At 65.2% G+C, this 25,120-nt stretch carries 20 protein-coding genes, 1 pseudogene and 1 riboswitch; of the genes and pseudogenes, 6 read left to right on the top strand and 15 right to left on the bottom strand.

All coding sequences use genetic code 11. From position 1 onward, the window contains the following. Nucleotides 1–5: 5 nt before the first annotated feature. The gene (locus tag GE073_RS23830; protein ID WP_153784526.1) at nucleotides 6–1,766 is read right to left on the bottom strand and encodes a methyl-accepting chemotaxis protein; all 1,761 of its coding nucleotides are present in this window, start codon (nucleotides 1,764–1,766) and stop codon (nucleotides 6–8) included. A 199-nt stretch (nucleotides 1,767–1,965) separates the two neighbouring features. Between GE073_RS23830 and GE073_RS23835 the strand changes: the two genes are divergently transcribed. Next, nucleotides 1,966–2,985, top strand: coding sequence for an LLM class flavin-dependent oxidoreductase (locus tag GE073_RS23835; RefSeq protein WP_153784527.1), 1,020 nt, complete (start codon nucleotides 1,966–1,968; stop codon nucleotides 2,983–2,985). A gap of 204 nt (nucleotides 2,986–3,189) precedes the next feature. Beyond that, the gene (locus GE073_RS23840) at nucleotides 3,190–3,816 is read left to right on the top strand and encodes a LuxR C-terminal-related transcriptional regulator (RefSeq protein ID WP_228551761.1); all 627 of its coding nucleotides are present in this window, start codon (nucleotides 3,190–3,192) and stop codon (nucleotides 3,814–3,816) included. A 119-nt stretch (nucleotides 3,817–3,935) separates the two neighbouring features. Here the strand turns inward: GE073_RS23840 and lepB are convergent, their stop codons facing one another. From lepB to GE073_RS23860, 4 genes are all read right to left on the bottom strand, one after another. Beyond that, a complete protein-coding gene (lepB, locus tag GE073_RS23845) occupies nucleotides 3,936–4,457 on the bottom strand; it encodes a signal peptidase I (protein ID WP_153784528.1) in 522 nt (173 codons plus the stop codon). Then, nucleotides 4,454–4,957, bottom strand: coding sequence for a hypothetical protein (locus GE073_RS23850; RefSeq protein WP_153784529.1), 504 nt, complete (start codon nucleotides 4,955–4,957; stop codon nucleotides 4,454–4,456). The genes lepB and GE073_RS23850 overlap by 4 nt, the downstream gene beginning before the upstream one ends. Nucleotides 4,958–5,056: 99 nt before the next feature. Further along, nucleotides 5,057–5,827: a hypothetical protein gene (locus tag GE073_RS23855; protein ID WP_028598832.1), complete on the bottom strand. Its 771-nt coding sequence runs from the start codon at nucleotides 5,825–5,827 to the stop codon at nucleotides 5,057–5,059. Nucleotides 5,828–5,907: 80 nt separating this feature from the next. Next, nucleotides 5,908–6,399, bottom strand: coding sequence for a hypothetical protein (locus tag GE073_RS23860; protein ID WP_127464556.1), 492 nt, complete (start codon nucleotides 6,397–6,399; stop codon nucleotides 5,908–5,910). A gap of 410 nt (nucleotides 6,400–6,809) precedes the next feature. Between GE073_RS23860 and GE073_RS25675 the strand changes: the two are divergent. Continuing rightward, nucleotides 6,810–7,304: pseudogene (locus tag GE073_RS25675) on the top strand (general stress protein); the annotation flags it as partial. Between the two features lie 600 nt (nucleotides 7,305–7,904). On the opposite strand, the gene GE073_RS23870 reads toward GE073_RS25675, so the two are convergent. The 5 genes from GE073_RS23870 to GE073_RS23890 all read right to left on the bottom strand — a co-directional run bounded on the left by GE073_RS23870 (nucleotide 7,905) and on the right by GE073_RS23890 (nucleotide 13,248). Then, complete coding sequence (locus GE073_RS23870; protein ID WP_043111302.1) at nucleotides 7,905–9,212, bottom strand: nucleobase:cation symporter-2 family protein; 1,308 nt, start codon at nucleotides 9,210–9,212, stop codon at nucleotides 7,905–7,907. Then, nucleotides 9,205–9,843: a xanthine phosphoribosyltransferase gene (locus GE073_RS23875; RefSeq protein ID WP_052333205.1), complete on the bottom strand. Its 639-nt coding sequence runs from the start codon at nucleotides 9,841–9,843 to the stop codon at nucleotides 9,205–9,207. The genes GE073_RS23870 and GE073_RS23875 overlap by 8 nt, the downstream gene beginning before the upstream one ends. 164 nt (nucleotides 9,844–10,007) lie before the next feature. Then, nucleotides 10,008–10,111: riboswitch (purine riboswitch) on the bottom strand. Between the two features lie 61 nt (nucleotides 10,112–10,172). Further along, nucleotides 10,173–10,751 carry an MFS transporter gene (locus GE073_RS23880; protein ID WP_052333204.1) on the bottom strand — a complete coding sequence of 193 codons (579 nt, stop codon included), beginning with the start codon at nucleotides 10,749–10,751 and terminating at the stop codon, nucleotides 10,173–10,175. Continuing rightward, nucleotides 10,748–12,217 (bottom strand): FAD-binding oxidoreductase, encoded by a 1,470-nt coding sequence (locus GE073_RS23885; protein ID WP_153784531.1) that lies wholly within the window; start codon nucleotides 12,215–12,217, stop codon nucleotides 10,748–10,750. The genes GE073_RS23880 and GE073_RS23885 overlap by 4 nt, the downstream gene beginning before the upstream one ends. After that, nucleotides 12,214–13,248, bottom strand: coding sequence for an AraC family transcriptional regulator (locus GE073_RS23890; RefSeq protein ID WP_194843474.1), 1,035 nt, complete (start codon nucleotides 13,246–13,248; stop codon nucleotides 12,214–12,216). The genes GE073_RS23885 and GE073_RS23890 overlap by 4 nt, the downstream gene beginning before the upstream one ends. Before the next feature lie 117 nt (nucleotides 13,249–13,365). Between GE073_RS23890 and GE073_RS23895 the strand changes: the two genes are divergently transcribed. Then, complete coding sequence (locus GE073_RS23895; RefSeq protein ID WP_101807546.1) at nucleotides 13,366–13,947, top strand: NAD(P)H-dependent oxidoreductase; 582 nt, start codon at nucleotides 13,366–13,368, stop codon at nucleotides 13,945–13,947. Nucleotides 13,948–14,033: 86 nt separating this feature from the next. Here GE073_RS23895 and GE073_RS23900 read toward each other — a convergent pair whose 3' ends face one another. Continuing rightward, a complete protein-coding gene (locus tag GE073_RS23900) occupies nucleotides 14,034–18,539 on the bottom strand; it encodes an InlB B-repeat-containing protein (protein WP_153784533.1) in 4,506 nt (1,501 codons plus the stop codon). Nucleotides 18,540–18,634: 95 nt separating this feature from the next. After that, nucleotides 18,635–19,228, bottom strand: a complete 594-nt coding sequence (locus GE073_RS23905) for a DNA-3-methyladenine glycosylase (RefSeq protein WP_153784534.1) — start codon at nucleotides 19,226–19,228, stop codon at nucleotides 18,635–18,637. A 119-nt stretch (nucleotides 19,229–19,347) separates the two neighbouring features. Here GE073_RS23905 and thrC point away from each other — a divergent pair, with 119 nt between their 5' ends. Together thrC and GE073_RS23915 are read left to right on the top strand one after the other, a co-directional pair. After that, on the top strand, nucleotides 19,348–20,736 hold the full coding sequence (gene thrC, locus GE073_RS23910) for a threonine synthase (RefSeq protein WP_153784535.1): 1,389 nt from the start codon (nucleotides 19,348–19,350) through the stop codon (nucleotides 20,734–20,736). A gap of 135 nt (nucleotides 20,737–20,871) precedes the next feature. After that, nucleotides 20,872–21,450 carry a DUF421 domain-containing protein gene (locus GE073_RS23915; protein ID WP_153784536.1) on the top strand — a complete coding sequence of 193 codons (579 nt, stop codon included), beginning with the start codon at nucleotides 20,872–20,874 and terminating at the stop codon, nucleotides 21,448–21,450. A 676-nt stretch (nucleotides 21,451–22,126) separates the two neighbouring features. On the opposite strand, the gene greA is transcribed toward GE073_RS23915, so the two are convergent. The 3 genes from greA to rlmN form a co-directional block, all read right to left on the bottom strand. Continuing rightward, nucleotides 22,127–22,600 (bottom strand): transcription elongation factor GreA, encoded by a 474-nt coding sequence (gene greA, locus GE073_RS23920; protein ID WP_028600214.1) that lies wholly within the window; start codon nucleotides 22,598–22,600, stop codon nucleotides 22,127–22,129. Between the two features lie 103 nt (nucleotides 22,601–22,703). Then, nucleotides 22,704–23,759 (bottom strand): GNAT family N-acetyltransferase, encoded by a 1,056-nt coding sequence (locus tag GE073_RS23925; RefSeq protein ID WP_194843476.1) that lies wholly within the window; start codon nucleotides 23,757–23,759, stop codon nucleotides 22,704–22,706. A 164-nt stretch (nucleotides 23,760–23,923) separates the two neighbouring features. Continuing rightward, on the bottom strand, nucleotides 23,924–25,021 hold the full coding sequence (rlmN, locus tag GE073_RS23930; RefSeq protein WP_153784538.1) for a dual-specificity RNA methyltransferase RlmN: 1,098 nt from the start codon (nucleotides 25,019–25,021) through the stop codon (nucleotides 23,924–23,926). Nucleotides 25,022–25,120 lie beyond the last annotated feature (99 nt).

Below are 25,120 nucleotides of genomic sequence, written 5' to 3' on the forward strand. Positions count from 1 at the left end.
AGCTTCTAGGCGGCGTCCGGCGAGGAGCCGCCCGCCGCAGCTCCGTCGCGCCGGCCTGGCGGCGATCCGGCGTTCTCCGCTCTGCGGAAGCCGCTCAGCTCCTGGCGCAGCGCGTCGGACATGTCCCGCAGCTGCTCCGTCGAAGCGGATACTTCCTGCATGACGCCCCGCTGGGCCGCGCACAGCTCCTCGGCGTGAACCGTATGCTTCGCGATCGACGTCGCAAGGCCGAGCAGATCGTCGCTCGAGGCGAGCAGCTCCTCCATCGAGGCCGACAGCTCTTCCGTCGACGCCGACACCTCCTGCGCCTGCTCGGCGACGACCGCGATCGACTCGTTGACGTCATCGAACGCCGCTCCGGTCCGCTCCAGCTCGCGGAAGCCCGCCTTCGTCTCCTCCAGCCCGCGCACCATCGCCTCCGCCGCCTCATCGGCCTGCTGCGCCATGCCGCGCACCGCCGCCGCGATCCGCACCGAGGACGCCGCCGTTTCGTCGGACAGCTTCTTCACCTCCTGGGCGACGACCGCGAAGCCTCGGCCATGCTCGCCCGCGCGCGCCGCTTCGATCGAAGCGTTGAACGACAGCAGCTTCGTCTGCTCGGCCACGGCCGTGATCACATCCGTCACCTGGCCGATCTCCTTCGCTTGCCGCACGAGGCGCTCGGCTACCGCGCCGGCCTGCTCGATCGCCGCTCCGACCGAGTCCATCCGGCGCCGCGCCTCGGCCATGCGCGCCTTGCCCGCCTCGGCCGCCTGCATCGCCCGCTCCGACGACTCCGCCGTCAGCGACGCCGATTCCGCGACGCCGTTCAAGCTCACCGAGCTTTCCTCCAGCGCCGTCCGATTCTCGCCCATGCGCTGCCGCTGGCCTTCGGCCGACTCGGAGATGAGACGCATCGTCTCCACCATCCGCTCCGAATCCTTTTCGGCCGATGACGAGCTCCTCGCCAGCAGCCGCGCCGCTCCTCCGAGCTCGTCCGCATTGTCGCCGATCGTTTCGATGAGGCGGGACAGCTTGGCCTTCATCGCGTTGACCGACTCCGCCATCGCGCCCAGCTCCGCGATCCTCGGCCGTTCCATGTCCTCGCCGCCGAGGTTCCCCGAGGCGATGTCGCCCGCGAGCCGCGCCGTCGCCCGCACCGGCCGGACGATGAGGCGCGTCAGCCAGGCCGCGGCGGCAGCGCCGACGAGCAGCGCGGCGGCGACGATGATCGCCAGCACCAGCCTCGTCCGCTCCACCTGCTCCTGCGACGCGGCGATCGACTCGTCCAGCAGCGACTGCTGGAACGCCTCCAGCTCGGCGGCCTTGTCCGACAGCTGCGCCGACAAGGGAATGCTCTTCTCCACCAGCAGGGCGGTGTAGCCCTCGGTGTCGCCGCGCTGCCGCAGCTTCGTCAGCTCGGCGACAACCTTCCCATATTCGCCTTCCAGACGGTGCAGCTCCGTGACGAGACCCGCCGCCTTCTCCTCCCGCATGTCTGCCTGCAGCCGCTCCATCCCGGCCGCAAAAGCTTTCCGATCCTGATTGTAGGCCGTGTAGTTTTTCTCTTGGCCCGTCAACAGGTAGCCGCGGATGTTCTTGTCCTCGCTTGCCGCGAGATAGCGCAGATTTTGAATAAGGACGATATTCCCGACTCGCTCCTCCATCAATTGCTGGTAAGTCCCTTTGACAGAGCCAACCTGGAACCAGCCGGCGCCTCCGACGACCATCGTCAGGAGCAGCACGCCGGCGAACCCGAGAGACAATACGGTACGAAGCTTCAACATTCTGCCATCCCTCGCTTTGATTACGGATGTAACGATACGAATACATTAGACGAAAATAGGTCTTATCATCTATATAATCGGATTGGATCGGGGAATAAATGAGTCTATGGACCCAGTTCTTGACCGGAGATTAGGCATTCATCCGTTTATTTAGTATTATAGATACAAGGATGTCCATTACGTTCAAGGAGGAACGATCATGACCCCCTCTGACCATACGCCGATTCCCTATTCTCTGCTGGACCTCGCGCCCGTCACCGAAGGCTCGGACGCGGCCGAGTCGTTCCGCCGCACGCTCGAGCTCGCTCAGCTCGCGGACGAGCTCGGCTATACGCGCTACTGGCTCGCCGAGCATCACAACATGCCCGGCGTCTCCAGCTCCGCCACCGCGCTCATCATCGGCCATGTCGCCGGCGGCACGAAGCGCATCCGCGTCGGCTCCGGCGGCGTCATGCTGCCGAACCATGCTCCTCTGGCGATCGCCGAGCAGTTCGGCACGCTCGAATCGCTCTATCCCGGCCGCATCGATCTCGGCCTCGGCCGCGCGCCCGGCTCCGATCAGCCGGCCGCCCGCGCCCTGCGCCGCGGCTTGACTGCCGGCGGGCAGGACTTCCCCGAGCTGCTGAGCGAGCTGCGCGGCTATTTCGACCCGACGCTCGGCACGGCCGCCCCGGGCGTGCGCGCCGTTCCGGGAGAAGGGCTCGACATTCCGATCTGGCTGCTCGGCTCCAGCGGCTTCAGCGCCCAGCTCGCCGGCGAGCTCGGCCTGCCGTTCGCCTTCGCCAGCCATTTCGCGCCCGACTATCTGCTGCCGGCCCTGGCGCTCTACCGCAGCAGCTTCAAGCCGTCGCGCCATCTGGAGCGGCCCTATGCGATGGTCGCCGTGAACGTCATCGCCGCCGACACGGACGAGATCGCCGCGTGGCTCGCGACCTCCCAGCAGCAGCAGTTCCTGAACATCGTCCGCGGCCGCACCGGCAAGCTGCAGCCCCCGGTCGACTCGATGGACGGCCTGCTCTCGCCGCAGGAGCAGGCGATCCTGACCAGCACGCTGCGCTATTCCATCGCCGGCAGCAAGGAGACCGTCAAGCGGCGCCTGCCGGAGATCCAGGAAGAGACCGGAGCGGACGAGTTCATCGTCGCCAGCCAGATCTTCGATCACGCGGCGCGTCTGCACTCCTGCCGCCTGACGGCCGAAGCGTTCCGGGAGCTGGGCTGAGCGGCCGGCTTCCGTTCCTGCTTCCAAACCAAAAAAGCGAGCCTCTCCGGCTGGAGAGGCTCGCTTTTTTGGCGATGCGGCGTACGGCGACAACGGAATATTCCCATATTTCGGATTGATCGGATAATGAAGTAACTGTATAATAGCTCATGCCAATTGAAATCCCATAGCGGCATGACCGTTCCGATAGAGAGGGGAATTCAGATGATCGGAGTCATAGTCGTAGACCCTTACCAGCTCGTCCGGCGCGGCATCACGTCTATCCTGTCCGGGGTAGACTCGATTCAGGTTGTCGGCGAAGCCTCGGACCGCAAGGAGGCGCAGTCGCTGATCCACAGCCTGCGGCCGGACATCTGCATCATGAACAACCGCATCAACCAGCAGAGCGGCCTGGAAGTGATCGGACAGCTCCGGCAAGCCGGATCGTCATGCCGGTTCGTCTATCTGACCTCGTCGATGCCGCCAGCGGAGCTGAAGCGCGCGCTCGAGCTCCAGGTCGAGGGCCTCGTCCTCAAGGAGGCGCTTCCCGAGGAGCTGATCCACGCCATCCGCATGATCTCCCGCGGCCGCAAGTATTACGACGTCGAGCTGCTCGAATCGCGGCTGACGGATCAGCCCGCCGACATCACGGCCGGCCTCACGCCCAAGGAGAGCGAAGTGCTGCAGATGCTGAGCGAGGGCTTGTCCAACAAGGAGATCGCCGCGCGGCTGGTCGTGACGGAGTACACGGTCAAGAAGCATGTCAGCCAGATCCTCTCCAAGCTTGACCTGCCGGACCGTACCAAAGCGGCGCTCTACTACCATCAGAGCCGGTCGGCGATCGGCAGCTGATGCTTCCTGCATGCAAACGCACAGAGCCGGCGGACATGGGTCCGCCGGCTCTTTTTCCGTTGCCGCTTATCGTACGTCCCCGAAGGCATCCGCGGACGGCTCCGCAGGATCCGTTCCGGTCAGTCCAGCGGACCGGCTATGCCTCCCCAAGGAAGGAGCCTCATCAAGGCATAGCCCTCGATCTCGCTCACCGGCACTTGGCCGAGCTTCGGATTGCGGCTGTCCAGGCTCGCGCCGGGTTCGCGGTTGTCCCCGAGCACGAAGACATGCTCCGGCTGCACCGGCTGCGGAGCCATATCTTCCGGATCGCCCGTCGAATACAGCTCCGGGAGGGCTTCCTCGTTGACATAGACGATGCCGCCCCGAATCTCGACAATGTCGCCCGGCAGGCCGATGACCCGCTTCACGAGACGATAGCCGAGGCTGCTGCTGGCGATGACGGCGACTTTTCCGTAAGCAGGCTCGCCGATATACCGAGAAAGCTTGTTCACGAGCAGGATGTCCCGGTCGGCCAGAGAGGGCTCCATCGACTCCCCGGAGACGCGGTTCAACCCTGCGATGCTCGTGATGAGGAAAACGACGGCCGCCAAGCCCGCGATATAGCGGACCCAGCCCCACAGCTCCTTCTTCAGGCCGCTCATGGCGTCGCGCCGTCTCCAGCGTATACGTCGCCGGACACCGTCGGCGTGGCAGCGGGCATGTCTACGCCGGATAAGGAAGCGAGCGCGGCAGCGGTTGCCGCCTCAAGACGGGAAGCGTACTCCCGCTTCTGCTCCTCGCTGTCGAAGCTGCGGGAGGAGAGCAGCGACTCGGCATAGTCGGCGATCTCCTGGCGCTTGGCTGTCTGCAGCTCCGCAGAGAATCGCTCGAATTCAGCCGCTTGGCGCTCCAGCTCCGAGCGGACCTGGCGCTGCAGCTCCGCTGCTTGCCGAGCGGTCTCGTCCTGGATGGCGCGATCGAGCTCGGAGACGGCGGCATCGGCCTGCAAGCCTGCCCAAGCCATGATCCTGCCCTTCAGATCCACATCGGCGTAGGCCGCTCCGGCCGTAATCGCCATCGCAGACGCGATCGCCGCCGCTCCGATCGCCATTCTCCGCCACCATCCGTTCGCGGCCCTCGCGCCGCTCCGCTGCTTCCTCATGTCGGTTCCCGCTCCTTCTCTTCAGCCGTAAAGCCATGAAGCGAAGAGCATGACGGGCATCCCCGCCATGCTGCTCCCTTCCTTGCGATTGCGCTCGATTTACTTGATGACTGCCGCCGCATCCAGCGCTGCAAGCGCGGCTTTCGTCCTGGTGTCGGCTTCGGCTTTTACTTTCGCCTGCGCGGCTTCGACCTGCTGCTTCGCATAAGCGCTCAGCTCGGCGCGCAGCTCGGCGATTTTGGCTTCGATATGGGCGCGGATCTCCGCATCGGATGCCGCTGCCTGCTCCTCGATGAGCTTGCTGAGCTTGTCCTGGCGGTCCTTGATCGTCGCCGTCAGGTTGTCCGTGGAGGACTTCTGGTAGGCAGCGACGTCTTTGCCGACTTGCTCTACGCTTGCTTTGGATTGGCTCTCGACCGAGCTTTTCAGATCGATCTCGCCTACGCCCTTGGCGAGGTTTTTCGCCGTGTCGACCGTCGCGTTCACGTCGCTCACGAATTTATCGAAGTCTGCAGGCGCTTTGGAGGACAGGCTGTCCGCCGCCGCGTTGACTTGGTTGATGTAGTCGTTTTTCTGGCTGTTGATGGTTTTCATGGAGCCTTCGGACTGCTGCTTCTGGTACGACACGACGCCGTTTACGGATTCCGTTTTCAGCTGCTTGTACTCGGTGTTGTAGGCGTCCAGCTTCTTGCCGTTCTCGATGAGCGCCTTCACGGCCACTTCGGTCGTTGCCGAGCGGAACTGCTTGTTGTACCAGCTGTTGAATTGGCCTGCGATGTCCACGCCTGCGAATGCCGTTCCCATGCTGGCTACGATTCCCGTTGCGACGACGCCGACTGCGATTTTCGTTTTAAGCATTTTGATAGCCATGATTGATTTATCCCCTTTGAATTGGTTTTGGTTGAGTTATGTAAGGCTTCCCGCATCCGGCTTGCCGCCGGTTCGAGCGCTTATTCCCCTTGCGTCAGCTCCGTCAAAAGCTCGTCCAGGCTGCGCTCCAGCTCGTCATCCGCTTGGGCTCGCGCCGCCGCCGATGCTTCGTTGAATTGCCGCCCGATGCCGCCTTCCGGACCGGCAAGCGCGGCATCCGCTTCGTCGAGCTCGCGGAGATAGCGCTCCAGATGCTCGCTGTAGGTGTCGAAAGCTCTCTGACGGGCCCGCTCAGCGGCCTCTTCGACCTGCTTCCCGTAGGTTGGCTCGGCCTGCTGAGCGAGCAGGTCGGCGGCTTCCCGGAACGACTCGGCGGCTTGGCGCTCCGCCCCCCAGCGCAGCTCGTCCGCTTTCTGGCCGAAAGCTTCCGAATACCATTCCTGCACCGCCGCTTTGATGCCCGCTTGGCCAAAGGCTGTTCCCGAACCGATCGCCGCCGCGAGCGCCAGCGCTGCCGTGCCGGCAGCCAAGCCTCTCCGTTTCATTCCGTTCACCTCGACCTTCCGTCTCAAGAGCTTTCGTCCTGCTGTCTGTACTCAGTATAGAGGAGCGGCGCGCGCCGAGGCCTCCCCCCCGAGGATACTTTGCGGTGTTCCAGTTCGCCCCAATTTTATCAGTCCGATGGAATACCACAGCGAGACCCGCCTCGTCGAAAGGATGCTACTCTTCCTCCTTGTTCCGTCCATTCCAACCCCAGTGTAGTAGCCCAAAGTGCCGTACAAGGTATCCTTTCGAGCCATACATCACTCGAATGTTGTCGACAGAAGTCGGATTTTGACATTCTTTGGACCTAGATCTGCATCGCCCCGCGCTGGGATGCCTTCCGTTTATCGAATCGGCCGACCGGTTATATAACTTCCACGACAGGAAATGCATGTACGGAAGCAAGCTCGACGACTCCACGAAAGCGAGGTCATTGGACATGAGCAAAAAAATCGTAGGCGTATACGACACGGAGCAGGCGGCGATCGAGGCGATCGAGCTGCTGAAGGAGCGGGGCGTGGATAGCGACGACATCTCGATCCTGGCCCGCGACAAGGGCGATGTCTCGACGATTCAGGAGGAGACGGGCACGATGGCGCCGGAGGGCGTCGCCGCCGGAGCGGCGGGCGGCGGCATGCTGGGCGGCATGACCGGCTTGCTCGTCGGCCTCGGCGCCTTGGCCATCCCGGGCATCGGCCCGATCGTCGCGGCCGGCCCGATTGCGGCCGCGCTTACCGGCGCGGCCGTCGGAGCGGGAGCCGGCGGGCTGGTCGGCGGGCTGATCGGCCTCGGCATTCCGGAGAACGAGGCTTCCCTTTACCATGAATATGTCCAGGACGGCAACATCCTGGTGCTGGTTGAATCGCGCGCCGAGCGCGACCATGAAGTCTATGACTCCCTGCGGAGCACCGGCTCCATCAACGCCCCCTCGTATGAGCGCGACGTGCAGCCTTACGGCCAGTCGGCGGCCGCGACCGAGCTGCCCGGCGATGCCGGGGCGGTGCCGGCAGGCGAAGTCTACCCGGACGGCACGCCGGTGCGGGCCGGCCGCTCCGACGCGTCGACGACGATCGGCTTGGCCGGCGACAGCTACGTCGATACCGATCTGGACCGCGACCGCGACGGCCGGGTGATCGGCAGCGACCGCGATCCGGTGGACGGCAGCTATCGCGCCGCCGACGGCTACGCCGAGCCGGGACGCACGCGGGACAGCCGTTATTATGAAGAGAACGGCGTCCGCCGGGACGGTCCGCCGCTGAATCAGGACCGCGACGGCGACGGCGACGTCACGCTCAAGGAGCGCGCCCAAAACCTGCGCGACAAGGTCGACAACCGGTTTTAACGCCACGCGAGGCGTGGCCGGCAGCCTTCCTTAAGCGGACAGCTCCGCTCCGAGCTGACCCCTTAGAGCGAGGGCGGCGCGCCGCAAGAAATGAAGAAAGGCCTCATCCGTTGTCGGAGAGGCCTTTCTTTATTTTACGGACAGCCATGCGGACGTCCCGGCAAGGAAGCTTCTTCCCTGGCTCGGCCCCGCTCAGGAAGCTTCGCCGGCCTCCTGGAACGCGGCGGCGGATTCGCGGCGGCGCGTCATGACGAGGTTGAGCACGATCGCCGTGATCGAGCCGGTGACGATGCCGCTCTGCAGCAGCATCGACAGCTCGGTCGGCAGCTGCGCGAACATCGACGGCACCGTCGCGGAGCCGAGCCCGACGGCGAGGCTGCAGGCGACGATCATGAGGTTGCCTTCCTTGCGCAGGTCGACCTCGGACAGGATGTTCATGCCCGCCGCGGCGACGGAGCCGAACATGACGATCATCGCGCCGCCGAGCACGGCGTTCGGGATGACGGTCGTCAGCGCCGCCAGCTTCGGCAGCAGGCCGAGCAGCACCATGATGCCGCCCGCGGCGAAGATGACGTTGCGCGTCTTCACCTTGGTCAGCTGGATCAGGCCGACGTTTTGCGAGAACGCCGTATAAGGGAAGGCGTTGAGCACGCCGCCGAGCATGATCGCCGCGCCTTCGGAGCGGAGGCCGTTCACGATCTGGCGCTGCTCGACCTTCTGGTCGGTCGCCTTGCCGACGGCAAGATAGACGCCCGTCGACTCGACCATGCTGACGATGTTGACGAGGATCATCGTGCCGATCGCTACGAGGCTGAACTCCGGCGCGCCGAAGTAGAACGGCGTCGGCACGTTGACGAACGACGCCTCGGCGACGCCGCCGAAGCTCACCATGTCCATCGCATACGCCGCGCCCGTGCCGGCCGCGAGCCCGACCAGCACCGAGACGGCCCGCAGGAAGCCGCGCGCGAAGCGGCTGACGAGCAGGATGACGACGAGCGTCAGCAGCGCGAGCAGCAGGTTGCGCGGCGCGCCGAAGTCGGCGGCGCCCTGGCCGCCGGCGACGTTGTTCATCGCGACGGGGATGAGCGACAGGCCGATGATCGTTACGACCGAGCCGGTGACGACCGTCGGGAAGAAGCGCAGCAGCTTGCCGTAGAGCGGCGCCGCCAGCACGACGAACAGGCCGGAGACGATGATCGCCCCGTAGACGGCGGCGAGGCTGTATTCGGAGCCGATGACGATCATCGGGCCGACGGCCGTGAACGTGCAGCCGAGCACGACCGGCAGGCGGCTGCCGAACCAGCGCGAGCCGATGACCTGCAGCAGCGTCGCCAGGCCGCAGGTGAACAGGTCCGCGGCGATCAGATAGGCGATCTGCTTTTCGGTCAGGCCGAGCGCGCCGCCGATGATGAGCGGCACGACGACGGCGCCGGCATACATCGCCAGCACATGCTGCAGGCCAAGCGCGGCCACCTTGCCGGGAGCGAGCGGCTTAGCCATGCGAGATTCCGCCTTGGCCGCCGGCCGGCGCGGATGCGGCGGATGCCGCCGCCTGCGCCTCGCGCACATAGGTCACTTCGCCCGGGCGCATGGACGCGATCCGCGCCAGCGAATGCACCTCGACGCCGAGCTCCTCGAGCAGCCCGCGCCCTTCCTGGAAGCTCTTCTCGATGACGCAGCCGACGCCGCACAGCTCGGCGCGCGACTGCTTCACGATGTCGACGAGCCCGACCAGCGCCGCGCCCGTCGCGAGGAAGTCGTCCACGATGAGGACGCGGTCCTGCGGCGTCAGATACGACTGCGAGATGCTCACCTGATACGTCTCTCCGCGGGTGAACGACACGACCTCGGCCGTGAACAGGTTTTCCGTCAGCGTGACGGCTTTCTTTTTCTTGGCATAGATGAAAGGCACGTCCAGCGCGATGCCCGCGGCCATCGCGAACTGGATGCCGCTCGCCTCGATCGTCAGCACCTTGGTGATGCCGCGTCCCGCGAAGATGCGGGCGAACTCCTGCCCGATCTCCAGCGCCAGCCTCGTGTCGACCTGGTGGTTCAGGAACGAGTCCACCTTCAGCACCTTGTCGGAGAGGATCAGCCCTTCCTGGCGGATCCTTTGCTCCAGCTTTTCCATTGTCCGTCGCCCCTCTTCTCCTCGATTCCTCTCACCCGGCAAAACAAAAGACAGACCTCCCCTGGGCGCGCTGCTCCAAGTGAGATCTGTCTGCGATGACAAGTCCTGTCGGCGCCTGCGCGAAGCGGTCCGGCGGACCTGATTCCAGGTCCGGGCCGGCCGCCCGCGCGGGCGCTCCCACTCATAGTCAGACGATTGCGATGGTCGTCCGGTAGAAACTTATGGGCCATATCCCCATGATTATACGAGCTTGTATTCAGTTATCTTTAACGTATCCTACACAATTCGACAAGGGCTGGCAAGCCCCAATATCCGACATCGCCGAGCCCCTAGCCCGCCTGTCCTTCCTCGCCCCGCTCGTCCACCCGCAGCAGCAGCAGGCCGCTGGCCAGCAGCAGCGCCGAGCCCGCATAGAACATCAGGTCGAGCGTGAAGTAGTCGATCAGGAAGCCTCCCGCGATGACCGCTATCCCCGAAAACAAGGCGATGCCGGTCTGATAGCGGCCGATCTTCTCGCCTCGTCCGGGCTCTCCGTCGGTCAGATCGGCGAGCAGCGCCTTCTCGCAGGTGCGCTGCATCGCTCCGAACGCCCCCATCGCGATCTGCAGGGCGTATACCTGGGCGATGCTCGTGGCGAGCGGGAACAGCAGGAACAGTCCGGCCATCCCCCAGGAGCCGATCAGCAGCAGCGGCGTCCGGCCGAACCGGTCGGACGAGCGGCCGAACCAGCCGTTCAGAAACGCCGAGCAGATCGTGAACAAGCCGTAGGCGATGCCGTATTCCGCGAAGCCGCCCCCGATCTCCTTGATCTGGATCAAGTAGAACGGAAAGACGATGCCCGAACCGAGCGTCATCGCGTTCTGCGACAGCATGACCCAGCGCAGCGCGCTCCGCTTCATCGGCTTCATCGGCGTCCTCCCCCTTCTTCGCTTCCATACTTGCCGTACCAGTCGTTCCAGAACAGGCTTCCCGGATCGTACCTCCGCTTGGCTGCCGCAAGCTCCGTCCATCCGGGGTAGCTCCGGCGGAACTGCTCCAGCGTCGCATAGGGCTGATAGGTCAAGTAATACGTGCCGCCGAGCGACTGGGCCAGTCCGATCATCCGCTGCGTCAGCCGCTCCAGCCGATCGAGCCGGGCCGCGCTCCGCTTCTCGTTGATCAGCAGCACGAGCGCGGCCCGATCCTCCGAGGCGGTGTAGGACAGCATCGACTCGCCGTTCTGCGGCATGTAGCGGACGGTGATGTTGACGACATTCAGCGGCTCCTCCCGCAGCAGCGCCCGCAGGCCGTCGACGAACGCCTCGTACCGGGAGAGCGGGACGAAATACTCCTGCAGCAGGTCGCTGTGCTGCGCATCCCGATAGTCCAGGAAGTCGCTCTCCGGCCGCATCGCATTGTTGCGCGTGACGAGCCCGCCTTGCTCCGAGCGGAACAGCCGCTCCTGCAGGCTCCAGCTCAGGCTCTTGCCCCAATCGTGCTTGCGCTGCAGGCCGAACACGAAGCGCGTCAGCTCGACCGCCCGGTCCTGCTTGAGCTCCCGGTCCGCGCTCGCCAGCGGCAGCCCGGTCCGCCGGAACTCCGTCATGTACATCCGCTCGAGAAAATGCTCCGGCGCCGTCGACAGCCGCGCGATCAGCAGCCCCGTATCCGGCGAGCGGGCCGCCTGCTCGAACCGCTGCGGGAACTCGCGGTACGACAGCAGCGACGTGCGGGACTCGTACACCTCGTCCGCCGTCAGCTCTAGCGTCGCCTCGAGGATGACGCCGAGCACGCCGAAGCCGCCGATCGCCGCGCGGAACAGCTCCGGCCGCTCCTCCCGGCTCGCCGTCACGATGCTGCCGTCGGCCAGCAGCATCCGGATGGAGCGGACGGCGGCGATGAGCGGGCCTTCCGACGGGTCGCGGCCGTGGATATTGGCGCTCAGCGAGCCGCCGATCGTGAACAGATTCTGGGACTGCATGACGCGGACCGACAGGCCGAGCGGATTGACCGCCTCCTGGATGTCGGCCCACGTCGCGCCGGCCTGCGCCGTAACCGTCCGCGCCTGCTCGTCGACCGCGAGGATGCGGTCGTAGCGCTTCAGGTCGAGCACGACCGCTCCTTCATAAAAAGTCTGCCCGCCCATGCTGTGGCGCGTGCCGGCGATGCTGACCTTGCGGCCCTCGGCGGCCGCCTCCAGCACGGCCCGGCGGGCGTCGTCCGCGCTGCGGACCGTCACCGTCCGGTCCACGCGCGCGCTGACGACGCGCCCGACGTCGGTCGCCTGCTCGCCGCGGGGCTGAGCCGACCGGGCGTGCAGCGACAGCGACAGCAGCAGCGCGTAGACCGCGCAGGCGGCCAGCGCGAGGCGAAGCCTGCCGCGACGGCCCTTCATCCGCCGGCTTGCCCCGCTTCGAGCGCGAGGCTGCTCCGGTACTGGCCCGGCGTCATGCCGGTCCAGCGCTTGAACGCCCCGTGAAAAGCGCTCGGCTCCGAGAAGTGGAGCAGGTACGCCACCTCCGCCACGCTCAGCTCCTGCTTCGCCAAGTAGCGGAGCGCCAGCTTGCGGCGCATCTCCGCGGCGACGCCGGCGAACGTCGCCCCCTCTCGCTGCAGCCTGGCCTGCAGGCTGCGCGCGCTCATGCCGAGCGCCCGCGCGGCCGCGGGCAGCGCAGGCGGCGCGGCTCCGGTCCGCTCCAGCAGATAGCGGGTCAGCTCGCGCGTCGTCTCCTGGCCTTTTGCGAGCGAGTCCAGCATCCGGTCGGCCAGCGCCTGGAACTCCTGCCGCAGCCTCTCGTCCCGCGCCAGCACGGGCCAGTCCAGCACCTCGGCCGGCAGCCGGATCGCATCCTCCGCCGCCTCGAATTCCGGAGTCAGCCCGAACACGTCCCGGTACCGCTCCGGGTCCGCCGCCGGCGCATGCCGGAACGACACCCCGGCCAGCTCGACCGGGCGGCCGACGAGCCGCAGCAGCGAGCGGCAGAGCGAGGCGACCATGTCCTCCGTGCAGTGGCGGGACGCCTCCAGCGCCGGGTCGTTCAGACGGAAGCGCAGCTCCGTCAGGCCGTTCTCCGCAGGCGCGGCCTTCAGCTCATAGCCGCTGCAGATCATTTCATGATACTTGTTCATCGCCTGCACCGCTTCGCCGGCCGTGGCGCAGTGCTGCACGACATAGCCCGCCACGCCGAGATCGGCCAGCTCCATCGCAGCTCCCTGATGCAGCCCGAACAGCGGGTCGCCGGCGAAGCGCGCCGCCTCGTCCATGAGGCGCGCCATCTCCTCGTGCGCGATCCGGGCATCGCCTCGCCGCAGCAGCTCCGGATCCAGTCCGGCCTCCCGGCAGAAGCGCCCGGTATCGAGCCCGCGAGCGGCCATGCCGCGCACCGACGCGGCCAGCAGCGCCACCGTCATTCCGTTTTCCTTCATGCGGCACCTCCTTGCGCCTTTCGTCATCATCGCAGCGCCTTCGCTCACTGCGCGGCGCGTTACGGCCAGTTTATCATAGAATCAACCTCATCCTGGAAGAAAAAAGGAGAACTGCCCATGTCCCGCCGCATCGCCGTCATCATCGGCCATCCTGATTCACAAAGCCTCTGCCACGCGCTGGCCGCCGCCTATATCCGCGGAGCCGAAGCGTCCGGCGCGCAGGTGAGCGTGCTCGACCTCGCCTCGCTGGCGTTCGAGCCGAGCCTCCGCTACGGCTACCGCAAGCGCACCGAGCTGGAGCCGGATCTGCTGCATGCCCAGCAGACGCTGCTGAAGGCCGACCATACGGTCTGGATCTTCCCCATCTGGTGGGCTTCCATGCCTGCCGTGCTCAAGGGCTTTCTCGACCGCGCGCTGCTGCCCGGCTTCGCCTTCCGCTACGACGACAGCAAGCCGGTGCCGGTGAAGCTGCTGGGCGGCAGGAGCGGACGGATCATCGCCACGATGGACTCTCCGACTTGGTATTACCGAACCCTACTTCGGGATGCCGGCATTACCGTCATGAAAAAAGGCGTGCTGGAGTTCTGCGGCATCCGCCCGGTCGGCGTCACCCGCTTCGGCTCGATCCGCGGCTCAAGCGACGAGCGGCGAGCGAAAATGCTGGCCCAGGCCGAGCAGCTCGGGCGGGCGCAGAAGTGATGCCCCGCAGCGGCTGATCCTGGCTGCCCTGAAGGCAAAAAGCGTCCAGCCCCGCATGTCGATGCGGGGCTGGACGCTTTTTTCTTTTATCCGGCGAAGCCGAGCCGATCCAGCAAGCGCAGGATCAGCACCGCCGCTTGCGCGCGGTCGGCCTTGCCTTGCGGATCCAGCTCGCCGCTGCCGGTGCCGGACATCAGGCCGAGCTGCGTCAGCGCGGAAACCGGCTCCTGCGCCCAGCTCGAGACAGCGGCGGCATCGCGGTAAGCGGACAGCGCCGCAGCATCTGCCGCTGCCGGCTGGCCCGCATAGGCCAGCGCCTTGGCGACCATGACCGCCATCTGCTCCCGCGTGACGAGCGCCTGCGGAGCGAAGCTCTCGGCGGAGACGCCGTTCACGAGGCCGGCACGCACGGCAGAGGCGAGATCGCCCGCATACCAGGCTTGGTCCGGCACATCGCCGAAGCCGGAGCGCTCCGCCGGCTCGGCCAGGCCGAGCGCGCGAGCCAGCATCGCCGCGAACTCCGCGCGCGTGACCGCCTGGTTCGGCGCGAATCGGCCTTCCCCGACTCCGCTCGCGATGCCGAGGCGGGCCAGGCGGTTCAGGTCGGCCTGCGCCCAGTGGCCCGCCAGATCCTTGAACGCCGCATCGGACCGGATCAGCCCGTAGACGCTGTCATGCGGCGACAGCAGCGTGATCCGTCCGTTCTCGTTTCGCAGCGGGATGAACCGCAGCTGTCCGGTGCGCTCATCCAAATAGAAGGCGGACCAGCCGCTTTCCGTCGAAGGCGGCACGAGCGTCCGCTCGATATACGTTCCGGCATGGTCGCCGGCGCTCTTGCCGTCGATCCGCAGCGAGAACTCCGCCATCGGACCGAGGCTGCGGCCGGAAGCGCCTGCTGCGCGAGCCGCCTGAGCGGCCGCTTCCGACGAAGGAACGCCGATCACGACCGTTACGACAGCCTCGCTGCTCAGCCCGGCAAGACGGGAGACCGGCAGCCTGTAGCTCGCCGAGCCTTTCTCGACGATGAGCTCGACAGCCGCGCCGGCCGTCAGCTTCTGCAGCGCTCCGGCCGGGAAGACCAGCTCGGCAAGCTCGCTCGTCGCCTCGAGGCGCAGCGTCAGGCTCCTTCCCTCAGCGGCGGCCATCCAGGCCGCGAGCTGCTCCGAGCTGACAAGGAAGCGGGTCGATTGCCGTCCGTCCGTCAGCCGTACGTCCTGTTTCTCCATTGCCGCCGGCTGGCCGTTCACCATGAGAACCGCGTCCGCGCCGGGAGTCGGAGCTGGCGTCGGGCTCGGGCTCGCCGTTCCCGGCGTTGGCGTCGGCGTCGGCGTCGGTGTTGGCGTCGGAGCTGGCGTCGGTGTTGGCGATGGCTCCGGCGTTGGAACGGCCATCCACTTCGCATGCAGCTCCAGCGGGCCCGTTACCGGCGCGTCGAAGTCATACGCCTGCTTCAGCTCCGCGTCCGTATACCAGCCGCCGAACGTGTAGCCCGTTCGCGTCGGGTCGCTCGGCTTGCCGACCTTGCCGCCGTGATCCACGTCCAGCGCCGGAACCGCGCTGCCTCCGTGGCTGTCGAAGCTCACCGCGTACTGGTTCAGCGTCCACTTCGCATGCAACTCCAGCCGGCCCGTCACCGCCGCATTAAAATCATACGCCTGCTTCAGCTCTGCGTCCGTGTACCAGCCCCCGAACGTGTAGCCCGTTCGCGTCGGGTCGGCCGGCTTGCCGACCTTGCCGCCGTGATCCACTTCCAGCGCCGGAACCGCGCTGCCTCCGTGGCTGTCGAAGCTCACCGCATACTGGTTCAGCGTCCACTTCGCATGCAGCTCCAGCGCGCCCGTCACCGCCGCATTAAAATCATACGCCTGCTTCAGCTCCGCGTCCGTGTACCAGCCGCCGAACGTGTAGCCCGTCCGCGTCGGGTCGCTCGGCTTGCCGACCTTGCCGCCATGATCCACATCCAGCGCCGGAACCGCGCTGCCTCCGTGGCTGTCGAAGCTCACCGCATACTGGTTCAGCGTCCACTTCGCATGCAGCTCCAGCGCGCCCGTCACCGCCGCATTAAAATCATACGCCTGCTTCAGCTCCGCGTCCGTGTACCAGCCCCCGAACGTGTAGCCCGTTCGCGTCGGATCGCTCGGCTTCGCGGCTTTGGCGCCATGATCCACGTCCAGCGCCGGAACGGCGCTGCCTCCATGGCTGTCGAAGCTCACCGCATACTGATTCAGCGTCCACCTCGCATGCAACTGAAGCTCACCCGTCACCTCGGCGTCAAAATCATACGCCTGCTTCAGCTCCGCGTCCGTGTACCAGCCCCCGAAAGTGTAGCCCGTTCGCGTCGGGTCGCTTGGCTTCGCGGCTTTCGCGCCGTGATCCACGTCGAGCTTCGCGACCGCGCTGCCTCCATGGCTGTCGAAGCTCACCGCATACTGATTCAGCGTCCACTTCGCATGCAGCTCCAGCGCGCCCGTCACCTCGGCGTCGAAATCATACGCCTGCTTCAGCTCCGCGTCCGTGTACCAGCCGCCGAACGTGTAGCCCGTTCGCGTCGGATCGCTCGGCTTGCCGACCTTGCCGCCGTGGTCCACGTCCAGCGCCGGAACCGCGCTGCCTCCATGGCTGTCGAAGCTCACCGCATACTGATTCAGCGTCCACTTCGCATGCAGCTCCAGCGCACCCGTCACCTCGGCGTCAAAATCATACGCCTGCTTCAGTTCCGCCTCCGTGTACCAGCCGCCGAACGTGTAACCCGTTCGCGTCGGATCGCTTGGCTTCGCGGCTTTGGCGCCATGATCCACGTCCAGCGCCGGAACCGCGCTGCCTCCATGGCTGTCGAAGCTCACCGCATACTGATTCAGCGTCCACTTCGCATGCAGCTCCAGCGGGCCCGTCACTGCCGCATTAAAATCATACGCCTGCTTCAGCTCCGCGTCCGTGTACCAGCCCCCGAACGTATAGCCCGTCCGCGTAGGGTCGCTCGGCTTCACGGCTTTCCCTCCGGCCGGCACCGTCTGCGATGCGACCGTACTGCCTCCATGGCTGTCGAAAGCCACGACCGCGCTTGTTTCGATGCGGAAGGTGATCGTCGCCGCGTTGCCGACCGCGTCGGTCACGACGAGCGTATACGTCCCATCTGCCGACACCGGCTGGCCGCTCGTCCAGAGCGCCCCGTTGAGCGTCGCCGTGCCTTCCGTGAACACCGGCGTCACCGGGACGTTGTAGGAGCCCCCATCCTTCACGCCTGTCACGATTGGAGGCGTCATGTCGATGCTGAAGGTGAGCCTGGTCTGCGACGTTCCATGCAGCGAACGCACATCCAGCACATGGGAGCCTTCGCCCGACTCCACATGGCCGTTCGGAATCTGCCGGCCGTCTAGCGTCGCCGTACCGCTGTCGAACGCAATCGTCACGGGCCGGCTGTACGAGGCGCCGTTCGTCACGCCGGTCACGACCGGCGCCGGCTCCGCACTTACGTTCAGCTGGACGAGCGCATCCGTGCTGCTGCCTTCCGAGTTGGAGGCGCGGTAAAGGAATGAGTCCCCTCCGACAAAGCCCATCCTCGGCTGATAGATGAAGGTTCCGTCGGGGCGCAGCGTCAGCGTTCCGTTCGATGGAGGCTTGCTCACCGCCGCCCGGTTGGCTCCGCTGTCATTGGCGAGCACGCTGACGCTGGACGCAAAGGCCGGCGCCGCTCTAAAGCTGAAGCTGTCTCCTGCCGCCAGCGGCGCGGAGCCCCCCTCGCGAACCGGATAAATGCCCGTCTCCGCCAGGTAAGCCGGAAACGGCAGCTTGCCTCTCAGGTCAGGAAGCTGGAAGATCCGGATGCCGTCGCCTCCGAAGCGGGCGTACAGCACGGAAAAGAGCGCCTCGTTTTCCGATATCTGAATTGTCTGCCCGACGGCCTGCGGCCATCTGGCAGCGCCGGCATGCATCGACACCATGCCCATGTAGGCTAACTCCTGCGGATACGTAGAAACTTGCGGGTCGGGAAAGCCGCCCTTGTGAGCGACCAGCACCTTCACTCCATCGACATCCGCCACATTCGGAAGAGCGAACGTCGAGCTGCCGTCCCCTCCGTAGGTCGTGCCGACAAGCGAGTACAGGGCGGAGTGCTCGCGTATGGCCAGCGTGCCGCCATTGGCGCTGAGAAAGCCCCCCGGGGCGAAGCTGCCGGCGAATAGAACGGCCTCGCCGATGTTCACTCCGATCTGACCCGGCATATCCGCCGTTTCATCGCGATTGGGGAAAGCGCCTCTCACGGCGATATAATAACCCACTCCGCCCATCGGATCCTCGTCCCGCAGATCCGGAAGCGCGAATGTCGATCTCCCGTCTCCTCCATATTTATTCCCCAGCAAGCTGAACAAAGCGGTATTCGACTGTATGCTCAACAGCCGGCCATCGCAATACGTCCAGCCTCGCGGCGCGAAATCAGTCGCGAACAGCGCGACCTGCCCGAGCATCGGCTCGATTCCAGAAGCGGCATTGGCCTTTGGCGGCGCAGGCAGCAGCCCGCCACCCAGCGCGATCAATACGGCCATCGCCAGAGCAAGCGTTCGGCGCAGGAGCGCCGGCATCGGCAACAATATCACAATCAGATTCCCCCATGGATCATAATGAATGCTTTTCTCTACTCTACTACAGCATTCATTCCAGAAAAATGCAATTGCTAGTTTTGCCAAACGCGCTATCGCGGCCGCGACACGTTCCGGTTGCCCGCCTCGCGAAAGCGCCACGGATAGTCCCGCGCCTCGCCGCTATTGCCGATGCCGACCCGCGGGCCGGCCACGATCTCTCCCGGCTCGCGCCCGGCCGCGACGAACAGCGGCCGCGCCCACATCGCATGGCCGTAATCGGCCATCGTGATGCCGAGCGCCCGCGACAGCTTGCCCGGTCCGCTGGCCAGCTCATGCGGCCGGAGGCCGAGGCCGCGCCTGCGCGCCATCAGCTCCAGCCCCTCGCACGGCTCCAGCGCCCGGATGAGCACGCCTTGCGGACATCCCGCCTGCTCGCTGACGATGTTGAGCAGGCAATGCGTGTGCATCACATGCGCATAAGCATGTCCCGGCTCGCCGAACATGACCTCCGTGCGCTTCGTACGGCGGCCGCCGTAGCTGTGCGCCGCCCGGTCGTCCGGGCCGCAATAGGCTTCCGTCTCGACGATCCAGCCGGCCGCCCTCCCCTCCGGCGTCTCCTTGACGAGCGCCATGCCGATGAGCGCCCGCGCCAGCTCCAGCGTCGGCCGGCGGAAAAAGTCCTGATCGACCGGCATCCATTCCATGCGCGTCCTCTCCTTCTCCGATCTGCCATGAATCTGCCTTTATTTTACCCGCGAGGGGTGGGTAAGAGAGGGCTTTTCTGATACAATAACGAAAAATTCACTCAGAGTAGGGGATCGATATGGAGTACATCAGCACGAGAGGAAAAGTGTCCGGGGTCGGCTTCGTCGACGCCATCCTGATGGGACTGGCCGACGACGGCGGCCTGCTGGTGCCGGCCCGCCTGCCGCAGCTGTCCGAGGCTGCGCTCAAGCAGTGGCAGGAGCTTCGCTACCAAGAGCTCGCCCTTGAGATCTTCTCCCTGTTCATCGGGGACGAAATTCCGCGCGCGGAGCTCAAGCAGCTCGTGGACGACAGCTACGCCACGTTCCGCGACGAGGACGTGACGCCGGTGCGCGGGCTGCGGGACGGCCTGGACGTGCTGGAGCTGTTCCACGGCCCGACGTTCGCGTTCAAGGACGTGGCGCTGCAGTTCCTCGGCAACCTGTACCGCTACGTCGCGGCCAAGACCGGCTCGACGATCCATATCCTCGGCGCGACGTCCGGCGACACCGGCGCCTCGGCGATCGAGGGCGTGCGCGGCAAGGAAGGCATCCGCATCTGCATCCTCCATCCGCACGGCAAGGTCAGCCGGGTGCAGGAGATGCAGATGACGACGATCGACGACGCCAACGTGCTCAACCTGGCGATCGACGGCACGTTCGACGACGGCCAGCGCATCATCAAGGAGCTGTTCGCCGACGTGGACTTCAAGCACCGCTACCACCTGCGCGCGATCAACTCCATCAACATCGCCCGCATCCTCGCGCAGACGGTCTACTACTTCTACGCCTACCTGCAGCTGGCGAAGCGCGGACATGCCGGCCCGGTCAGCTTCAGCGTGCCGACGGGCAACTTCGGCGACATCTTCGCCGGCTACCTCGCCAAGCGCATGGGCTTGCCGGTCGACCGCCTCATCCTCGCGACCAACGAGAACAACATCCTCGCCCGCTTCGTCGCTGAGGGCGTGTATCAGCCGGGCGAGTTCCGCGGCACGCACAGCCCGTCGATGGACATCCAGGTCGCGAGCAACTTCGAGCGCTACCTGTTCTATCTCTATGGCGAGGACGCTGCGAGCGTCGCCGGGCTGATGGAGCAGTTCAAGCAGCAAGGCTCCCTTTCGATTCCGGCCGACAAGCTCGCCGCCGTGCAGGCGGATTTCTCCGCCCATGCGGTCGGCAACGAGGAATGCCTCGACACGATCGCCCGCTACCATCGCGACACCGGCTATCTGCTCGATCCGCATACGGCCTGCGGCGTCGCAGCCGCCGACCGCATCGCTCCGGCGAGCCCGGTCGTCGCGCTGGCGACGGCGCATCCGGCCAAGTTCGACGAGTCGATCCGGCTGGTCGGAATCGAGCAGACGTACCCGCCGCAGATCGCGGAGCTGTTCGAGCGCCCGACGCATGTCGAGCTGTCGCCGGCGGACGCGGACGCGATCGCGGACCGGCTGAAGACCTTCTTTGAGTAAGCGTGAGCAGCCCGATCCCAAGCCCCGGCATCGAATGCCGGGGCTTTTTGGCGAGCTTTTTCCTTCGGCCACATAATCCCCGGCTGCGCTGCCTACCCTATGGATATCCTCGTTTTGCCATAAAGGAGGCTTTGCATGTCGTTCGACTGGGTTTGGAAATCCGCTTTTCTCGTGCTCGTAGGCATCGTCCTGCTGCGTGCCGCCGGCCGCAAGCCGCTGTCGCAGATGAGCATCGCGCCAGCCGTCATCATGATCTCGATCGGCACGACGATTGTGCAGCCGATCGCCAACCACCACCTCTGGATCGCCATCGGCTCCGCCGTGATGTTCATCCTTACGCTGCTGGCCGTCGACTGGCTGGAGCTCAAGTCGAACCGGTTCGAGCGGCTCGTCCGGGGCGGCTCCAAGATCATCATCGAGAACGGCCAGATCCACGAGGCGAACCTGCGCAAGCTGCGCCACTCCGTCGATCAGATCGAGATGCAGCTGCGCAACCTCGGCATCTCCAGCCTGAGCGAGGTCGAGCGGGCGACGCTGGAGCCGAACGGCCTGATCGGCTACCAGCTGACGCGCCGGGCGCGCCCGGCGACCGTCGGCGACCTGGAGGACCTGCTGCTGAAGCATCTGCCTGCGGCGGCCGGACCGGCCGAGCTGTTCGACGAGGTGTCCCGCCAGGGCCACGGCTCGCGTTCCGTTGATCCGAAGCTGCAATAGCGGGCAAGAGCAATTGCCGTCTAAGCAGGCGGCGATAGGAGCAAGAGAGGAAGTGCATCCAAAACGCCCCTGTTGGCTACCGGCGTAGAATGCTATTTCACTCAGCCTGAAAAGGAGCAAACAACAAAAAGAAACCCGATGCCTTTAAAAAAGCATGGGGTTCTTGACAATTTGAGTAAGCCAATCAATATATATTGTTTGTTATATCCTAACGATGGGCATTATGATGGTTACTTTTTCAAGTTGAACCTTTTTAACTTGTTATCTTCCACGAACTCCGTCTCGCTTCTGGCTTCTGCAGAGAGCGAAGGTTCCAACGGCGTTAGGACGCGCTGATGCCGTCGAACCGCGCTCCCTAAAGGCAAAAATGACGTTAGCACGCGCTCATGCCGTCGAACCGCGCTCCCTAAAGGCAAAAATGACGTTAGGACGCGCTGATGCCGTCGAACCGCGCTCTCTAAAGGCAAAAATGACGTTAGCACGCGCTCATGTCGACGAACGCTCGTACACCTAATTCATTACGGCCGCATGCGGTCTCGATTCTTCTCTACGAATCGCTCCCAATGATGGTTCTCATCGAAAAATCTCACTTCATTGCCTGAAAAGATATCCTTTCTTTAATATCGAAAAAAGCGCATCGTCCCCTTCCGGGAACGATGCGCTTTTTTTTGCGAAATCAGGCGCTCTTGATCTCCAGCACCTTGTATTGGATCTTGCCCATCGGCGCGTCGACCTCGACGGTATCGCCGACCCGCTTGCCGATCAGCGTCTTGCCGAGCGGGCTCTCGTACGAGATCTTGCCGTCGATGACGTCGGCCTCGGCCGGCGCCACGATGCGGTACTGCAGCTTCTCGTCGAACTCCTGATCGAGCAGCGAGACGAGGGAGCCGACGGTCACCTTGGACGTATCGGAGCTGTCGGCGACACGCGCCTTCTTGAGCATCGCCTGGATCTGCAGAATGCGCGTCTCCATGAATGCCTGGTCTTCCTTGGCGGAGTGGTACTCGCTGTTCTCCTTGAGGTCGCCGTAGCTGATCGCCGTCTTGATCCGCTGCGCCAGCTCGCGGCGCTTCGGACCCTTCAGGTCTTCCAGCTCCGCCTCCAGCTTGGCCAGTCCCTCGGCCGTCAGGATTATTTCTTCATTCGCCATGATCATTCTCTCCTATCGGGTCGCATATGCCCTCTAGTGTATCACAATCGAGCCGGACCATGCTGAGCGGCGGCCCCGACGCGGCAGAGACGGGCGAATTCCCTCAAGCCGTCGGCGCTGCGGTCCGGCCGGCGCCGGAGCCCTCCCGGGTCGAAGCTCCTTGCTCCAGCGTCGCGATCAGGCGATGGCGGCCTCGCAGCGGCCGGTAGCCGAGGCGGCGGTTGATCGCCAGCATCGGGACGTTGAGCGAGTCGTTGTCCGTCCGCAAATAGCGGGCCCCGGCGCGCAGCGCGAGGCGGATCGACAGCAGCTTGAGCGCGCGGGCGATGCCGCGGCCGCGATATTCCCGCGCGACGCCGGTATACTCGTGGTACATGCCGCCGGAATCCTCGTTGTAGATGACGTTGCAGATGCCGACGGGACGCTCTCCGTCCATCGCCACGAGCACCCGCGCCGGCGCGTAGCCTTCCACCTGCAGACCCCACTTGAGCCATTCCTCGTACGGCATCGTCTCGCCGAGGAAGCCGGGGATGTCCGTATAGGTCGACGTGCACAGCTCATGCAGCCGCCGCAGCGTCTCCTCTCCCGGAGGCAGGTCCGCCAGCGAGGCAAAAGCGATGCCCTCCTCCTCCAGCCGCTCGATGATCATCCTGTCCTCCGGCTGCGAAGGGTCCTGGCCGTCCGTCAGATCGAGCACCGACTGCCACGAGCGCCGCTCCGTCTCGAACCCTCCGCGTCGCGCGAAGGCAAGCGCCCGCTCGTCATCGTCCCAGCATTCGCTGAGCAGCGTGTCCGCGCCGGCCGCGCGCGCCCACTCGCGGGAGCTCCGGGTCAGCTCCGCGCCGATGCCCTGTCCATGCGCGTCGGCGGCGACGAGCACGAAGTGGTTCACCATGCCCGGCGGCGTCCAGGGCGCGCGCCAGATCGTCGAGTAGCCGACGAGCCGTCCGTCCTCCGCCTCGGCCACCTGGCGCAGCCGGTCGTAGCCCGCGAGCTTGCCTTCCTCGTTTCGATGCAGCTTTCCCTGTTCGTACATCTTGCGGTCTTCCTCGGCCAGCGCCTCCGCCGTCGTCGGCTCCGCCAGCCACTCGTTCCACAGCGCGGCCATGCCGTCGTAATCGTCCGGCAGCCTTGGCGCCCGAATCTTCGTCCCGATCAATGGCGTTCCTCCCTGTCCCTGTCCGCCTGTCGGCGTCCTTGATGACTCCATTATGGAAGCCTGCCGCAGGCCCGGTAAAGGGAGGAAACGGATATAGCCAAAGAAGGGCTGCCCCGTCCCGTCCGCAAAGGACGTTCGGGGCAGCCCTGGAGGCCGTGATGCGCCTACACGCCGGCAGCGGCCGGCTCCTTGCCCTCGCCGCCGCGCAGCTGCTTGCTGCGCAGCTGGCCGCAGGCGGCGTCGATGTCGGCGCCGTGCTCGAGCCGTACGCTGACGCTGACGCCGTTTTTCTTGAGCACGTCGTAGAAGCCGTCGATCGCCTCCTGCGTGCTGCGCCGATACTGGCTATGCTCGTCGACCGGATTGTACGGAATGAGGTTGACGTTGGCCAGCCGGAGCAGCTGCGGGCGGGAGCGGACGAGCTCGGCGAGCTGCTGCGCTTCCTCGCGGCGGTCGTTCACGTCCGCCAGCAGGATGTACTCCAGCGTGATGCGGCGGCGCGTGCGCTCGAGGTAGTAGTCGATGCTGTCGAGCAGCTTCGCGATCGGGTACGCCTTGTTGATCTTCATGATGCGCGTGCGCAGCTCGTCATTGGGGGCGTGAAGCGACACGGCGAGGTTCGCCGGCACGCCGCTGTCCGCGAACTCGCGGATTTTGGCCGTCAGGCCGCTCGTCGATACGGTGATGTGGCGCGGCCCGATGGCCAGCCCCTTGGGATGCTGGACGATCGCGAGGAAGTCCATCAGATGCGCGTAGTTGTCGAAGGGCTCGCCGATGCCCATGACGACGATGTGGCTCACCCGCTGGCCATGCCCCGCATCGTCGAGGAACAGCTGCACGCGCATGATCTGCTCGGCGATCTCGCCGGCCGTCAGATCGCGGCTCTTGGCGAGCAGCCCGCTCGCGCAGAAGCTGCAGCCGATGTTGCAACCGACCTGCGTCGTCACGCAGACGCTGAGGCCGAACTTATGCTTCATCAGCACCGTCTCGATCAGGTTGCCGTCCTGCAGGCGGAACAGGAACTTCACCGTCCCGTCCACCGACTCCTGACGCGTATGCTCCTCCAGCGTGCCGATCGCAAACGACGTCTCCAGCAGCCGCACGACCTCCGGCTTGACGCCCGCTTCCTCCATGCCTGCGAAGTCGCGCACCCGCTTGCGATAGAGGCTCTCCCACGCCTGCATCGCGTGAAACTTGCGGTGTCCCCGCTCGCCGAGCCAAGCCTCCAGCCCTTCCTGGGTGAATCCATACAGGGAAGTCATCGTTTCATTCCTCTTTTCTGAGACTGACAATCATTGTCATTTATAATAATTGTAACCATGTAAGAATTGAGTTAATATAATAATTAATCTAATTTAGAT

Origin of the sequence: Paenibacillus sp. B01, from assembly GCF_009649995.1 — a bacterium.
In the GTDB taxonomy this organism is placed as follows: Bacteria; Bacillota; Bacilli; order Paenibacillales; family Paenibacillaceae; genus Paenibacillus_O; species Paenibacillus_O pasadenensis.

Coding starts and splice junctions, on each gene's coding strand:
- GE073_RS23855 (WP_028598832.1), bottom strand. CDS start 5,827: ATGGCTATCAAAATGCTTAAAACGAAAATCGCAGTCGGCGTCGTCGCA.
- rlmN (WP_153784538.1), bottom strand. CDS start 25,021: ATGACTTCCCTGTATGGATTCACCCAGGAAGGGCTGGAGGCTTGGCTC.
- thrC (WP_153784535.1), top strand. CDS start 19,348: ATGGAGTACATCAGCACGAGAGGAAAAGTGTCCGGGGTCGGCTTCGTC.
- GE073_RS23875 (WP_052333205.1), bottom strand. CDS start 9,843: ATGGAAAAGCTGGAGCAAAGGATCCGCCAGGAAGGGCTGATCCTCTCC.
- GE073_RS23905 (WP_153784534.1), bottom strand. CDS start 19,228: ATGGAATGGATGCCGGTCGATCAGGACTTTTTCCGCCGGCCGACGCTG.
- GE073_RS23915 (WP_153784536.1), top strand. CDS start 20,872: ATGTCGTTCGACTGGGTTTGGAAATCCGCTTTTCTCGTGCTCGTAGGC.
- GE073_RS23850 (WP_153784529.1), bottom strand. CDS start 4,957: ATGAGGAAGCAGCGGAGCGGCGCGAGGGCCGCGAACGGATGGTGGCGG.
- GE073_RS23835 (WP_153784527.1), top strand. CDS start 1,966: ATGACCCCCTCTGACCATACGCCGATTCCCTATTCTCTGCTGGACCTC.
- GE073_RS23895 (WP_101807546.1), top strand. CDS start 13,366: ATGTCCCGCCGCATCGCCGTCATCATCGGCCATCCTGATTCACAAAGC.
- greA (WP_028600214.1), bottom strand. CDS start 22,600: ATGGCGAATGAAGAAATAATCCTGACGGCCGAGGGACTGGCCAAGCTG.
- lepB (WP_153784528.1), bottom strand. CDS start 4,457: ATGAGCGGCCTGAAGAAGGAGCTGTGGGGCTGGGTCCGCTATATCGCG.
- GE073_RS23840 (WP_228551761.1), top strand. CDS start 3,190: ATGATCGGAGTCATAGTCGTAGACCCTTACCAGCTCGTCCGGCGCGGC.
- GE073_RS23885 (WP_153784531.1), bottom strand. CDS start 12,217: ATGAAGGGCCGTCGCGGCAGGCTTCGCCTCGCGCTGGCCGCCTGCGCG.
- GE073_RS23890 (WP_194843474.1), bottom strand. CDS start 13,248: ATGAAGGAAAACGGAATGACGGTGGCGCTGCTGGCCGCGTCGGTGCGC.
- GE073_RS23870 (WP_043111302.1), bottom strand. CDS start 9,212: ATGGCTAAGCCGCTCGCTCCCGGCAAGGTGGCCGCGCTTGGCCTGCAG.
- GE073_RS23880 (WP_052333204.1), bottom strand. CDS start 10,751: ATGAAGCCGATGAAGCGGAGCGCGCTGCGCTGGGTCATGCTGTCGCAG.
- GE073_RS23830 (WP_153784526.1), bottom strand. CDS start 1,766: ATGTTGAAGCTTCGTACCGTATTGTCTCTCGGGTTCGCCGGCGTGCTG.